General features: G+C 68.3%; 11 protein-coding genes and 2 tRNA genes. 11 read left to right on the forward strand and 2 right to left on the reverse strand.

What is annotated here, in order from left to right; translation table 11 throughout:
- Window positions 1-2,382: thiamine pyrophosphate-dependent enzyme (locus G7A99_RS05830; protein WP_240466115.1), on the reverse strand; the 2,382-nt coding region annotated here is incomplete at its 3' end.
- 157 nt (window positions 2,383-2,539) lie between these two features.
- On the opposite strand from G7A99_RS05830, the gene G7A99_RS05835 reads away from it, so the two are divergent.
- The 11 genes from G7A99_RS05835 to G7A99_RS05885 all read left to right on the forward strand — a co-directional run bounded on the left by G7A99_RS05835 (window position 2,540) and on the right by G7A99_RS05885 (window position 11,683).
- Window positions 2,540-3,973: a PLP-dependent aminotransferase family protein gene (locus G7A99_RS05835; protein ID WP_163139181.1), complete on the forward strand. Its 1,434-nt coding sequence runs from the start codon at window positions 2,540-2,542 to the stop codon at window positions 3,971-3,973.
- Between the two features lie 50 nt (window positions 3,974-4,023).
- Window positions 4,024-4,100, forward strand: a tRNA-Val gene (locus G7A99_RS05840).
- A gap of 113 nt (window positions 4,101-4,213) precedes the next feature.
- Window positions 4,214-6,139 (forward strand): threonine--tRNA ligase, encoded by a 1,926-nt coding sequence (gene thrS / locus G7A99_RS05845; RefSeq protein ID WP_163139182.1) that lies wholly within the window; start codon window positions 4,214-4,216, stop codon window positions 6,137-6,139.
- A gap of 9 nt (window positions 6,140-6,148) precedes the next feature.
- Entirely contained in the window at window positions 6,149-6,703 is a 555-nt protein-coding gene (infC, locus tag G7A99_RS05850; protein WP_084594188.1) for a translation initiation factor IF-3, read from the forward strand.
- A gap of 82 nt (window positions 6,704-6,785) precedes the next feature.
- Window positions 6,786-6,983, forward strand: coding sequence for a 50S ribosomal protein L35 (gene rpmI, locus G7A99_RS05855; RefSeq protein WP_163139183.1), 198 nt, complete (start codon window positions 6,786-6,788; stop codon window positions 6,981-6,983).
- 30 nt (window positions 6,984-7,013) lie between these two features.
- Window positions 7,014-7,370, forward strand: coding sequence for a 50S ribosomal protein L20 (gene rplT, locus G7A99_RS05860; protein ID WP_163139184.1), 357 nt, complete (start codon window positions 7,014-7,016; stop codon window positions 7,368-7,370).
- 100 nt (window positions 7,371-7,470) lie between these two features.
- Entirely contained in the window at window positions 7,471-8,493 is a 1,023-nt protein-coding gene (gene pheS / locus G7A99_RS05865; protein ID WP_018718550.1) for a phenylalanine--tRNA ligase subunit alpha, read from the forward strand.
- A gap of 36 nt (window positions 8,494-8,529) precedes the next feature.
- Window positions 8,530-10,908: a phenylalanine--tRNA ligase subunit beta gene (pheT, locus tag G7A99_RS05870; protein ID WP_018718549.1), complete on the forward strand. Its 2,379-nt coding sequence runs from the start codon at window positions 8,530-8,532 to the stop codon at window positions 10,906-10,908.
- A 7-nt stretch (window positions 10,909-10,915) separates the two neighbouring features.
- Window positions 10,916-11,218: an integration host factor subunit alpha gene (ihfA, locus tag G7A99_RS05875; RefSeq protein WP_018718548.1), complete on the forward strand. Its 303-nt coding sequence runs from the start codon at window positions 10,916-10,918 to the stop codon at window positions 11,216-11,218.
- Entirely contained in the window at window positions 11,196-11,552 is a 357-nt protein-coding gene (locus G7A99_RS05880; RefSeq protein ID WP_018718547.1) for a MerR family transcriptional regulator, read from the forward strand. The genes ihfA and G7A99_RS05880 overlap by 23 nt, the downstream gene beginning before the upstream one ends.
- A gap of 54 nt (window positions 11,553-11,606) precedes the next feature.
- Window positions 11,607-11,683: transfer RNA gene (locus G7A99_RS05885), tRNA-Pro, on the forward strand.
- A 138-nt stretch (window positions 11,684-11,821) separates the two neighbouring features.
- Here the strand turns inward: G7A99_RS05885 and G7A99_RS05890 are convergent.
- A complete protein-coding gene (locus tag G7A99_RS05890) occupies window positions 11,822-13,378 on the reverse strand; it encodes a diguanylate cyclase (RefSeq protein ID WP_163139185.1) in 1,557 nt (518 codons plus the stop codon).
- Window positions 13,379-13,493 lie beyond the last annotated feature (115 nt).

Genomic DNA, 13,493 nt, shown 5'->3' on the forward strand with positions numbered 1-13,493 from the left:
ACCGTGCGGGGCGAGGAAGCCGACGGCCTCGCTGCCGTCCAGGAGGTCCGGCGAGATGACCAGGTCCCCCGTCCCCATGGGGGTGATCGGGCCGGCGGCGCGGTCCTCGCGGTGGACCGTGAGATGGCCGGTGACCCGGCCGTTGCGCTGGGCCAGGCCCTTCTGGTCCATGAACCGGAAACCCAGCCCGTCGTGGCCGTTCATGTCCGTGGCCGCCTCGGCGAGCACGCGCGAGATGGTGGTCACGCCGGAACCGCCGACGCCGGTCACCACCACCCGCCAGTCGTTGCCGGCGATGACATCCTCGAAGGTCTTGCGCACCGCGGGTTCCGGCAGGGCGCTGTCCGTGTCGACCTCCGGGAGGGCCGAGTACTTCGTCGGGTGGTAGTCGATCACCCGCACCCGCTCGAAGCTCGGGCAGGCCATGATCTGCGTGCAGTAACCGTCCGAGACGCAGATCTGGGGGTCGATCGTCATCTTCGTGCCGTAGGCGTCCTCCGTCTGGGACAGCCCCGGACAGCCGGTGGCATCAATGCAGGCGCGGCAGTCCTCGCAGGCGGAGGTGTTGATCCGGAAGAACGTCTGCTCGGGCTTGGTCTCGCCGTCGGCGAAACGCTTGCGGTCGGCGGCCTTCAGGCGGGCGTGATAGGTGAGCGCACACTCCTTGGTGGAGATGATCACCTTGGTGCCCGGCCGGCGGACGGTCTCCGCGAGCACGTTGCGGTAGAAATAGCGGTCGCTGGGGTTGACCTCCAGCACCTCCGCCGGGCCCATGCCCCGGATGATCGTTTTAAGGTCCTGGCGCGGACGGGGCCGGCCCTCGACGGAGCGGCCCGTGCGCGGGTCCATCTGGTGGCCGGTCATCGCGGTGACGTCGTTGTCGAGCACGATGTAGGTGATGTCGTGGCCCATCTGCACGGAGCTGGAGATCGCCGTCATCCCCGTGTGGAAGAAGGTGGAGTCCCCCAGCAGGACCACCGAGGGGTTGTCGGCGAAGCTGTCCATGCCCGCGGCCAGCGCGCCGCCCTGACCCATGGCGCTGATGTCGTGCATCTCCCCGAAAGGCGGCAGAAAGGACAGCGAGTAGCAGCCCACGTCGCCGTGGGAGAGCAGTCGCACGCCCTCGCGCTCCAGGCTCCGGCGCAGCTCCTTCATCAATGACAGGGTCTCCCGGTGCGGGCAGCCGGGGCAGAACGTGGGCAGCCGCGGCGGCAGTGTGCCGGCGACCCGGGTGGTCCCGGCGGGCTCGAGCCGGCAGGCGTGCATGCCGAGCAGACCAGTCAGCTCGTTGAGCCTGTCGCGGATGATCTCGTAGGACAGGCCACCGTGGGCCGGAAAGCCCGGCACTCCGCGCTCACCGTCCGCGAACGTCTTGCCGTGCACGCGCACGGACACGCCGTGGTCGTGGCAGAACTCGATGAGCTCGGTCTCCAGGAAGCCGCGTTTCTCCTCGACCACGACCACGGTGTCCAGTCCCCGGAGCCAGGGCAGCAGCCGCGCCGGGGTGAGCGGCCAGGAGCTGGCGAGCTTGTAGAGCGAGACGTGCTCCAGGTGGCCGCCGTCCGCCATGACCTGGTGCAGGGTCTCGTACACCGAGCCGGCGCTGATGAAGCCGATGCGGGCGTCCGCCGCGCCGGTGACACGGTCCAGGTCCAGTGCCTCCAGGGCGGGGACCACGCGGGGGAATCGCTCCTCGGTCATGCGGACGTCGGCGCCGTGGGAGTGGGGCGGGACCATCACGCACTGGGCCGGGTCGAACGCCCGCGGGTCGAGGGCCGCGGCGGCGCCGGGGACCTCGGCCCAGTCCCCGGTCGCCACGCGTCCGCCGCCCTCTGCCATGAACGTGGTGAGCAGCACCCCGGCATACAGAGAGGTCCGCCGCGAGAGCGTGAGCGCGTGGCCGATCCAGTCCTTGAGCTCCTGCGGGGTGGCCGGCTCCAGGAAGGGCATGTGCAGATGCTTGTAGAGGTAGCGGGAGTCGACCGGGGCGGCCGTGGACATGGACCACGGGTCGTCGCCCACCACCACGACCACCCCCGGCCAGCGCGGCTCGCCGGTGACCGGGTCGGGCTCGGTGTCGCCGGGGCTGGCGAAGTTGCCCACCGACAGGGCGTCCGCGGCGACCTGCAGGCCCATGGACTTCATGGCCACCAGGGTGCTGCGGCCCGCCTGCTTGGCGCCGGCGGCCATGGCGGCGGCGTTGCCCTCGCTGTTGGCCAGGGTCACCCGGATGCCCCGCTCGGCCAGCGCGTCCCGGTGACCGTGGAGGACGGTGAAGAAGTCGGCCAGCGGCGAGCCGGGGTAGCCCGTGTACAGGGAGAAACCGGCCTCCAGCCCGCCCTGGATGACCAGCTCATTGCCGTTGAGGATGCGCCGGGACATGGCTGCCTCCGCGTGATCGCGCCAGTTCACCGGAAGTCTAGGCTGGGGTAGTGTGACCTTGCAGATGTAAAAAATGTGAATTGAACCATGACAGTTTCCGAATCCGACGGCTGTAATGGTCTTTTTGGCGGCAACTGCATGGTCCGGGAGGAGTGGCATGACGGAGGTCCTCTATCGCCAGCTCGCGGACGAGGTGGCTCGGCGCATCGACGAGGGCGTGTACCGCCCGGGCGAGCGCCTGCCCTCCATCCGCGGGCTCGCGGGGCAGCGTGGCGTCAGCATCGCCACGGTGCAGGCCGCCTATGAGCTGCTGGAATCGCGGCGCCTGGTGGAGTCGCGCCCGCAGTCGGGCTTCTACGTCCGTCATCCCGTCGCGGCCGCCACCGGCGAACCCCCCATGGGCGACGGGCCGGTGCTGCCCACCACCGTGTCCGTGCGCAACGAGGCCACTGCGGCGCTCCAGCGCTGTGAGGCCGACGGGGTGCTCAACCTGGGGGCGGCGCTGCCGGCGCCGGAGTTCCTGCCCCGCCGCCAGCTCCAGCGGATCCTCTCGCGGCTGGCGCGTCACCACATCGACGAGATCGTGATGGCGCGGTTCGCCCCCGGGCTCGACGCCCTGCGCCAGGAGGTGGTGAAACGGCTGGCCGACGCCGGCTGTCACGTCTCGCCGCGGGAGGTGGTGATCACCAACGGCTGCCAGGAGGCGCTCAATCTCTGTCTTCGCACCGTGGCCCGTCCGGGGGACACCATCGCCATCGAGGGGCCGGCCTACGTGGGCCTGCTACAGGCGATCGAGTCCCTGGGGATGAAGGCACTGGAGATTCCCACCGACCCCCGTGACGGCGTCAGCCTGGAGGCGCTGGCCCTCGCCCTGGAGCAGTGGGACGTGCGCGCCTGTGCCTTCGTGACCACCAACAGCAACCCGGTAGGGGCGTCGATGCCCGACGAGGCCAAGCAGCGGCTGGTGGCGATGCTCGCCGCACGCGGCATCCCCCTGGTGGAGGACGACGAGTTCGGCGACCTCAACTACAACCGTACCCGGCCGCGGGCGGCGAAGGCCTTCGACGAGCATGGCCTGGTGCTGTACTGCTCCTCGGCGTCGAAGTCCATCGGTTCCGGGCTGCGGGTGGGCTGGTGTGCGCCGGGGCGGTTCGAGAACGACGTCGAGTTCCTCAAGTCGTTCAGCAGCGTGAGCAGCCCCCCAATCTGCCAGATGGCGGTGGCCGAGTTCATGGCGAGCGGCGGCTACGAGCGCCACATCCGCCGGCTGCAGAGCGCCTACGCCGAGCAGGTGCAGCGCTTCATCGCGGCCATCAGCCGTGCCCTCCCCCGGGGCACGACGGTGACCCGCCCGCGCGGCGGCTACGTGCTGTGGGTCGGATTGCCGGGCGGGGTGGACGCGGCGGTGTTTCACGAACGGGCGCTGGCCGAGGGGATCGGCGTGATGCCCGGTCACCTGTTCTCCGCCGCCGGCGGGTTTCGCCAGTTCATTCGGCTCAACGCCGCCGTGCCCTGGGACGAGGCGGTGGAGACGGCGATCGCGGCCCTAGGACGCCTGGCGGTGGAAACCGCCGGCACACTGCGATCCTGAGGCTTTGACACCGGGCGGCAAGACTGTAGAATACCGCCCTGCATCGAGACAGGCGCGTAGCTCAGCTGGTTAGAGCACCACCTTGACATGGTGGGGGTCGGTGGTTCGAGTCCACTCGCGCCTACCAGCATTCCGGAAGCATCGCCATTCGGCGATGCTTTCTTTGTTTATGCCGGCACCCCTGATCCGCCGGGAAATGCATGTGGCCCCTCGTATAGGTCACCACTGTGGAGCGAACGCATGCCCGTAATCACCCTCCCCGATGGCAGTGAGCGCCGTTACGACCGGCCGGTGAGCGTCATGGACGTGGCGCGGGACATCGGCCCGGGACTGGCGAAGTCGACCCTCGCCGGGCGCGTCGACGGCGAGCTCCGCGACGCCTGCGACCTCATCGAGGCGGACGCGTCGCTGGAGATCGTCACTCCGAAGGACGAGGCCGGCCTGGAGATCATCCGCCATTCCTGCGCGCACATGCTCGGGCAGGCGGTCAAGCAGCTCTATCCCGAGGCGCAGATGGCCATCGGCCCGGTCATCGAGGACGGCTTCTACTACGACGTCCACTACGAGCCGGGCTTCACGCCGGAGGACGTCGAGGCCATCGAGCAGCGCATGGCCGAGCTCATCGACCAGGAGTACGACGTCGTCAAGCGCGTCACCCCGCGGGACGAGGTGCTGCGCATCTTCCGCGAGCGCGGCGAGTCCTACAAGGTCGCCCTGGTGGAGGACATGCCGGACGTCGAGTCCATGGCGCTGTACTACCACCAGGAGTACATCGACATGTGCATCGGTCCGCACGTGCCGAATACGCGCTTCTGCAAGGCGTTCAAGCTCACCAAGCTGGCCGGGGCGTACTGGCGCGGCGACGCCGACAACGAGATGCTCAACCGCGTCTACGGCACGGCCTGGGCCGAGCGCAAGGCGCTCAAGCGCTACCTGACCTTCCTCGAGGAGGCCAAGAAGCGCGACCACCGGCGCATCGCGCGCAACCAGGGGCTGTTCCACCTCCAGGAGGAGGCCCCTGGAATGGTGTTCTGGCACCCCAACGGCTGGCGCGTCTACCAGGTCCTGCAGGACTATCTGCGCCGCCGCCTGGACGCCCACGGCTACCAGGAGATCCGCACGCCCCAGCTGCTTGACCGCAGCCTCTGGGAGCGTTCCGGGCACTGGGAGAAGTTCCGCGACGACATGTTCACCACGGAGTCCGAGAGCCGGGACTACGCGGTCAAGCCGATGAACTGCCCGGCCCACATCCAGGTCTACAACCAGGGGCTGAAGAGCTACCGGGACCTGCCGCTGCGCCTCTCGGAGTTCGGCTCCTGCCACCGCAACGAGCCCTCGGGTACGCTCCACGGACTCATGCGGGTGCGTAACTTCACCCAGGACGACGCGCACATCTTCTGTACCGAGGGCCAGATCCAGGACGAGGTCTCGGCGTTCCTCGACCTCGCCTTCGAGGTCTACCGCGACTTCGGCTTCGACGACGTGGCGGTGGCGCTGTCCACCCGCCCGGAGCAGCGTGTGGGCTCGGACGAGGCCTGGGACAAGGCGGAAAAGGCCCTGGCCGACGCCCTGGATGCCAAGGGCTACGACTGGACCGTCAACCCGGGCGAAGGGGCGTTCTACGGCCCCAAGATCGAGCTGTCCATGCGCGACTGCCTCAACCGCGTCTGGCAGTGCGGCACCATGCAGGTGGACTTCTCCATGCCCGGGCGTCTCGGTGCGGACTATGTCGGCGAGGACGGCTCCCGCCACGTGCCGGTGATGCTCCATCGCGCGATCTTCGGCTCCTTCGAGCGCTTCATCGGCGTGCTCACCGAGCATTACGGCGGTGACTGGCCGGTGTGGCTCGCTCCCTCCCAGGCGGTGGTGCTCAATATCACCGACCGCCAGGCCGCCTACGCCCGCGAAGTCGAGAAACAGCTGATCGGCCGGGGGTTTCGCGCCGGCGTCGACTTGAGGAACGAGAAGATCGGCTTTAAAATTCGCGAGCACACGATTCATCGTGTGCCCTACCTGTTGGTAGTGGGCGATAAAGAAGTGGAATCCAGCACCGTTGCCGTGCGCACCCGCGAGGGCAAGGACCTAGGCGGGATGTCGCTCGATGCGTTCATCGAGCGCCTCGAAATGGAGCGTGCGCGGCTCGGTCGAACGGCTTCGGAGGGTTGAAGCATCGCTATCCGTAGAAAACCGGGGGCCCGTCGGCAGCAGCCGAGTGCGGGCGACAATCGCAGGGTCAATCGTGATATCCGTGTCCCCAATGTCCGCCTGATCGACGAGAACGGCGAGCAGGTCGGGGTCATGGACACCCGGGACGCCCTTGCCAGGGCAGAGGAAGCGGAGCTGGACCTGGTCGAGCTCGACGCCAATGCCGATCCGCCCGTCTGCCGGATCATGGATCATGGCAAGTGGAAGTTCGAACAGCAGAAAAAACAGCAGGCTGCGCGCAAGAAGCAAAAGCAGATCCAGGTCAAGGAGGTCAAGTTCCGCCCGGGTACCGACCAGGGGGACTATGACGTCAAGCTGCGCAACGTGCGCCGGTTCCTCGAAGAGGGGGACAAGGTGAAGATCACGCTGCGTTTCCGGGGCCGGGAGATGGCCCACCAGGAACTGGGCCTGCAGCTGCTCCAGCGTGTCGAGCAGGACCTCGAGGAAGAGGCCACCGTCGATCAGCGGCCCAAGATGGAAGGGCGGCTGATGGTGATGATGCTCTCGCCGCGCAAGGGCAAGTAGCCCCGTAACGCCGGCGGGCGAGCACCGAGAATCCCTGGCGGTTCCGCCAGGGGTTTTTGTTTGAGAAAGCGGAGATCAGGCAATGCCGAAGATCAAGACCAACCGCGGCGCCGCGAAGCGCTTCCGGAAGACCGGTTCGGGCCGTTTCAAGCGCGCCCAGGCCTTCCACAACCATATCCTGACCAAGAAGGATATGAAGCGTAAGCGCGGCCTGCGTGCGCCGGCCCTCGTGGCGGAACAGGATACCGCCATGATCCGTCGCATGCTGCCGTACTCGTAAACCAGAGGGAATCATTCGGGAGACAACACGATGGCGAGAGTAAAGCGCGGTGTCACTGCCCGCCGCCGCCACAAGAAGGTCCTTACCAAGGCCAAGGGCTATTACGGTGCCCGGCGCAAGACCTTCAAAGTGGCCAATCAGGCCGTCACCAAGGCTGGACAATACGCCTATCGGGACCGTCGCCAGCGCAAGCGCGAGTTCCGCTCGCTGTGGATCCAGCGCATCAACGCCGCGGCGCGGGCTCACGGTCTGTCCTACAGCCGCCTGATCGACGGCCTGCGCAAGGCCGAGGTCGAGGTGGACCGCAAGATGCTCGCGGACATCGCGGTGCATGATCCGGCGGGCTTCGGTCAGCTCGCCGAGAAGGCGAAGGCAAGCCTCGCCTGAAGCGCGGGAAACGGGCGTACCCCCGCGGGTACGCCCGCCGTATGGAAAGGGAAGGGGCCGTAGCGACCTTCCCTTTTTTTATCGCCGGACGGGACGGACCATGAGCAATCAGGATCTCGACGCCCTCGTCGCCGCCGCCGAGCAGGCCATCGACGCCGCCGGCGACCTCGCCGAGCTCGATGCCGTACGTGTCGACTACCTCGGCAAGAAGGGCCGGCTGACCGCCGAGCTCAAGCAGCTCGGACGCCTCCCCGCGGAGGAGCGGCCGGCCGCAGGACAGGCCATCAATGCCGCGAAGCAGCGCCTCGCCGAGCGCCTGGAGGGCCGGCGGGAGGCCCTGGAACGGGCCTCGCTGGCGCGCTCGCTGGAGGCGGAGCGCGTCGACGTGACGCTGCCCGGCCGGGGTACGGCCCCGGGCGGCCTGCACCCGATCACCCGGACGCTGGAGCGGATCGAGGATCTGTTCGCCGCCGTGGGCTTCAGCATCGCCGAGGGCCCGGAGGTCGAGGACGACTACCACAACTTCGAGGCCCTCAATATCCCCGCGCATCACCCCGCCCGGGCGATGCATGACACCTTCTATTTCGACGCCCGGCATCTGCTGCGCACCCACACCTCGCCGGTACAGATCCGGGTCATGGAGAACGACGGCGCACCCGTGCGGGTCATTGCCCCGGGGCGGGTCTACCGCTGCGATTCGGATTTGACCCATACGCCGATGTTCCACCAGGTGGAGGGCCTGCTGGTCGACGAGGGCATCACCTTCGGTGATCTCAAGGCGGTGCTCGACGATTTCGTCAAGCGCTTCTTCGAGCAGGACCTGGCGGTGCGCTTCCGCCCCTCGTATTTCCCGTTCACCGAGCCCTCGGCGGAGGTGGATGTGGAGTGCATGTTCTGCTCGGGCGACGGCTGCCGGGTCTGCGGCGGCAGCGGCTGGCTGGAGATCCTCGGTTGCGGGATGGTCCATCCGGCGGTGTTCGAGCACGTGGGCGTCGATCCGGAGCGCTACAGCGGCTATGCCTTCGGCATGGGCGCCGAGCGGCTGGCCATGCTGCGCTACGGCGTCAACGACCTGCGCATCTTCTTCGAGAACGATCTGCGCTTCCTGCGCCAGTTCCGCTAGGCGGCGGGCACTCGATCAACACACCAGGGGCATCGCATGAGGATCAGTGAGCAGTGGCTGCGCGAGTGGGTAACACTCCCCGAGACCACGGCCGAATTGGGGCACCGCCTGACCATGGCCGGCCTGGAGGTGGACGCTGTCGAGCCGGCGGCTCCGCCGTTCACCGGGCTGGTCGTCGGTGAGGTCGTCGCCTGCGAGCCGCACCCCGATGCCGACCGGCTCAGCGTATGCACCGTTGCCGACGGCGAGGACGAGCAGACGGTGGTCTGCGGCGCACCCAACGTCCGTGTCGGCCTGAAGGCGCCGTTCGCACGAATCGGCGCTGTGCTGCCCGGCGACTTCCGCATCCGGCGTACCAAGCTCAGGGGCGTGGCATCCCACGGCATGCTCTGCTCGGCCCGCGAGCTCGGCCTCTCCGAGGACGCGGCCGGCCTGATGGAGTTGCCCGGCTCGGCGCCGACAGGTGCCGACCTGCGCGAGTATCTCGGCCTCGACGACACCGTCATCGAGGTCGACCTCACACCGAACCGCAGCGACTGCCTCGGCATGGCCGGTGTCGCCCGTGAAGTGGGCGTGATCGGCCGTTGCGAGGTTACCGACCCGGCCGCCGGCACCGTCAGTCCCGCGCTGACCGATTCCTTCCCCGTGCGGCTGGACGCCCCCGCCGCCTGCCCGCGTTATCTCGGGCGGATCGTGCGCGGCGTGGACACGGCCGCGGAGACGCCGGTATGGATGCGCGAGCGCCTGCGCCGTGCCGGTGTGCGCCCGCTGTCCGTGGCCGTGGACGTCACCAACTACGTCATGCTCGAGCTCGGACAGCCGATGCACGCCTTCGATCTGGCGACGCTCAGGGGCGGCATTCATGTGCGCATGGCGGCGTCCGGCGAGCGCCTGGCGCTGCTCAACGGTGACACCGTCACCCTAGACCCGGAGACGCTGGTCATCGCCGACGACGAGCGCGCGGTGGCCATGGCGGGGATCATGGGCGGGGCCGACACCGCCGTCGGCGAGGGCACCCGGGACGTGTTCCTGGAGGCCGCATTCTTCGCCCCCGACGCGATCGCAGGACGGGCCCGTGCCCACGGTCTGCACACCGATTCCTCGCACCGGTTCGAGCGTGGTGTCGACCCGGCGCTGCCGGCCCGGGCCATGGAGCGCGCGACGGCGCTGCTCACCGCCATCGCCGGCGGCGAGGCGGGGCCCGCGGGCGAGGCGGTGGACGAGGGGGCGCTGCCGGTACGGCCGCCGGTCCGCCTGCGTCCGGGCCGGGTCAACCGGCTGCTGGGCACGGATACGCCGGAGGCCGAGATGCGCGACATCCTCGAGCGTCTCGGGATGGCAGTGGCCGGTGAGGCGCACGAGTGGTCCGTCACCCCGCCGACCTGGCGCTTCGACATCGCCAGAGAGGAGGACCTGGTCGAGGAGATCGCGCGTATCCGCGGCTATGACAGCATCCCGGTCAAGCGCACGCCGGCCCCGCTGGCGATGAGCCCGCAGCCGGAGACGCGGCTCGGTCTGCGGCGCCTGCGCCGGGCACTGGTGGACCGGGACTACCAGGAGGCGATCACCTACAGCTTCGTCGCCCGGGAGCTCGACGAGTCCCTGGACCCGGACTCCGAGGCGCTGGCGCTCGCCAACCCCCTGTCCGAGGAGCTGGCGGTGATGCGCACGAGCCTCTGGCCCGGGCTGGTACGCGCGGCCGTGTATAACCAGAACCGGCAGAGCCCGCGGGTGCGGCTGTTCGAGTCCGGCCTGCGTTTCCGCGGCAGCGACGGCGCGACCCTGGAGCAGACGCCGGTGCTCGCCGGCATCGCCACGGGCAACGCCGCCGGCGAGCACTGGGATGGCGGGTCCCGGCCCCTGGACTTCTTCGACATCAAGGGCGACGTCGAGGCCCTGATGGCGCTTACGGGGGTGCCGGACTCCTTCACCTTCGAGCCGGCCGAGCACCCGGCGCTGCACCCGGGGCAGAGTGCTCGTGTGCTGCGTGACGGCCGGCCGGCGGGTTGGATCGGCGCGATACATCCGGACCTCGAAGGGCGCCTGGAGCTCGCCGGTCGTAGCTACGTCTTCGAGATCGAGCTCGCCGCGCTGGATGCAGCTCGGGTACCGGCCTTCGAGCCGCTGTCGCGCTATCCCTCCATCCGCCGCGACCTCGCCGTCGTGGTCGACGACGATGTCGCCGCGGGCACACTGCGGCGGCTGATCGCCGAGAGCGCCGGCGAGTGGCTGCGCGATCTCGCCGTCTTCGACGTCTACCGCGGCCGGGGTGTCCCCGAGGGGCGCAAGAGCCTGGCTATCGGCTTGATTTTGCAGGATTCCGGGCGCACGCTAACCGATGCTGACGTGGAGGGCTGCATCGCGGGCGTGATCGAACGGCTGCGTACCGAACTCAACGCATCGCTTAGGGAGTGAATCGACGATGGCACTGACCAAGGCCGACATGGCCGAGCGCCTGTTCGAGGAGGTGGGACTGAACAAGCGCGAGGCGAAGGAGCTCGTGGAGAGCTTCTTCGAGGAGATCCGCTCCGCCCTGGAGCGCGGCGTGCCGGTCAAGCTCTCCGGATTCGGCAATTTTGATCTGCGGGACAAGAACCAGCGGCCGGGGCGCAACCCCAAGACGGGCGAGGAGATCCCGATCTCCGCGCGTCGCGTGGTGACCTTCCGGCCGGGACAGAAACTGAAGTCGCGGGTCGAGGCCTATGCTGGACACGACAAGCAATGACGAGCTGCCGCCGATCCCGGCGAAGCGTTACTTCGCCATCGGTGAGGTGAGCGAGCTCTGCGCGGTCAAGCCGCACGTGCTGCGCTACTGGGAGCAGGAGTTCCCCCAGCTCAAGCCGGTCAAGCGCCGGGGGAACCGCCGCTACTACCAGCGCCAGGACGTGATGCTGATCCGCCAGATCCGCACGCTGCTCTACCAGGAGGGGTTCACCATCGGCGGCGCCCGGCAGAAGCTTGCCGGCGACGACGCCCGCCAGGACCTCAACCAGGGGCAGCAGGTGATCCGCCAGATCCGCTCGGAGCTGGAGGACGTGCTCTCCGCGCTGCGGCGCTGAGCGCCGCAGCGCCTTTCACTGAACGCGGTGATGGGGTATCATCTCGCGCGTATTCGGGGTGTAGCGCAGCCTGGTAGCGCACCTGCATGGGGTGCAGGTGGTCGGAGGTTCGAATCCTCTCACCCCGACCAAAAAACACGAGGCGGGCCAATGGGTTGCGAGAGCTTCCCGGCCCGCCTTTTTCGTGTTCTCAAACTGTTCTCAAAACGTGCTGCGGGATCATGCCGGGCGGGGCGGGGACCCTCGGGTGGCCGTTTCACTCCGCGAGCTTACCCCCAGAACATCGGTGCCGCGCTCACCCGGTTCCGGCCGGCGGCCTTGGCGTCGTACATGGCGCGGTCGGCGGCATTGCACAGGGTTTCCGCACTGCGTCCGTGGTGCGGGTATATTGCCACGCCGATGCTGATCGTCACGGTCTCCGGCACGGGCAGCGGGAATGCGGTATCGGCGACGAGCCGTCGCAGCCGTTCTGCCGTCTCCACTGCCTCCGCCAGCTCCACCTCCGGCAGCAGGATCACCAGTTCCTCGCCGCCGAATCGGGTGACGCTGTCCACCGTGCGCACGTTGGCCTCAAGCACGTGGCTGAGCGTGCGCAGGACGTCGTCGCCGACCAGGTGGCCGAAGCGGTCGTTGACCGTCTTGAAGTGGTCGATGTCCACCCAGAGCACCGCGAGGGTATGGTCGAAGCGGTCCGCCCGGGAGATCTCGGTATCGAGACGATGCTCCAGCTCGCGGCGGTTGGGCAGGCCGGTGAGCGGGTCCTTCGCCGCCTGGCGGGCGAGCTCCTGCTCCATGCGCTTGCGCTGGGTGATGTCCATGATGATGCCTTCCAGAACGGTCTCGCCGTCGAGGCTCACCTCCTGGCCCTGTTCCCATACCCACAGCTCCGTGCCGTCACGCCGGCACAGGCGGTATTCCACGGCGAACTGGCGCTGGTTGGCGACCGCAGTGCTTACCTCCTCGTCGACGGTGGCGCGGTCGTCGGAGTGGATGAGGTCGACGAAGGCCACATCGCGGTTGTCGATCAGCGCCTCCGGGGGATAGCCGGTAAGCGTGAGACAGTGGCTGGAGGCGAATTTCATCGTCCAGTAGCCGTCGTTGAGGCATCGGTACGCCATGCCCGGCAGGTTGCTGAGGAGCGTGGCCAGCTGGCGCTCACGGGCCCTGAGCGCGGTTTCGGCACGGCGACGCTCGGTGACGTCCTGGCCGATGGCGATGGAGCCCATGAGTTGGCCACTCTCGTCGAAGAAGCGCCGGGCGTCCCAGGAGATCACCTTCTCGTCGCCGTCGCGGCAGCGAATCGTGGTCTCGAAGCCCGATAGCTCGGTGCCGCGCTCGTGCATCCCGCGTACCGCCTCGATGACCCGGGTGCGGTAATCCGGATCCGGGTAGAGATTGGCCCAGATGCGGTCGCTATGGAGGACGGACTCGCGGTCGTAGCCGCTGATCGACTCCGCAGCCTGGTTCCAGACCTGTATCTGTCCGTCCGGGTCGATGACATTCAGCCAGATGCTGGCGTTGTCGATGATGCTGCGGCGGAACTGGTTGAGCTCGTCCAGCTCGGAACGCTGTCTCTCCAGGCGCTGGACGAGGTCGTCGGCCTTGTGGAGCTGGCGGTAGACGAGGAGCCAGAGTGCCGCGGCGGTGACGAGCACGAAGGCGGTGCCCTTGATCGTCTGCAGCCAGGAGAGGGCGTCGGGATCACGGAACCACAGCTCGAGGAGGCTATCCGAGAGGGTGATCCAGGCGGTTGCGGCCACGGCATACAGCAGGGCGAGTCTCGCGGCCTGGCGTAGCGGTGGCCCGGAACGGTATGGCCGCTGCATGGCGCCTCTTCGACCTCCCCGAGGGATGTTGCCCGGCGTGCATCCGTTGGGATGCGGTGACCGACTGCTCACGCGTGTTGTGCGGTTGCTCACAATCCTCACGATAATCGAGTTG

It is taken from the genome of Arhodomonas sp. KWT (assembly GCF_010993615.1).

Bases quoted from the DNA above. Each gene is read 5' to 3' on its own strand.
- G7A99_RS05835 (WP_163139181.1), top strand. From the start codon at position 2,540: ATGACGGAGGTCCTCTATCGCCAGCTCGCGGACGAGGTGGCTCGGCGC.
- thrS (WP_163139182.1), top strand. From the start codon at position 4,214: ATGCCCGTAATCACCCTCCCCGATGGCAGTGAGCGCCGTTACGACCGG.
- rpmI (WP_163139183.1), top strand. From the start codon at position 6,786: ATGCCGAAGATCAAGACCAACCGCGGCGCCGCGAAGCGCTTCCGGAAG.
- rplT (WP_163139184.1), top strand. From the start codon at position 7,014: ATGGCGAGAGTAAAGCGCGGTGTCACTGCCCGCCGCCGCCACAAGAAG.
- pheS (WP_018718550.1), top strand. From the start codon at position 7,471: ATGAGCAATCAGGATCTCGACGCCCTCGTCGCCGCCGCCGAGCAGGCC.
- pheT (WP_018718549.1), top strand. From the start codon at position 8,530: ATGAGGATCAGTGAGCAGTGGCTGCGCGAGTGGGTAACACTCCCCGAG.
- ihfA (WP_018718548.1), top strand. From the start codon at position 10,916: ATGGCACTGACCAAGGCCGACATGGCCGAGCGCCTGTTCGAGGAGGTG.
- G7A99_RS05880 (WP_018718547.1), top strand. From the start codon at position 11,196: ATGCTGGACACGACAAGCAATGACGAGCTGCCGCCGATCCCGGCGAAG.
- G7A99_RS05890 (WP_163139185.1), bottom strand. From the start codon at position 13,378: ATGCAGCGGCCATACCGTTCCGGGCCACCGCTACGCCAGGCCGCGAGA.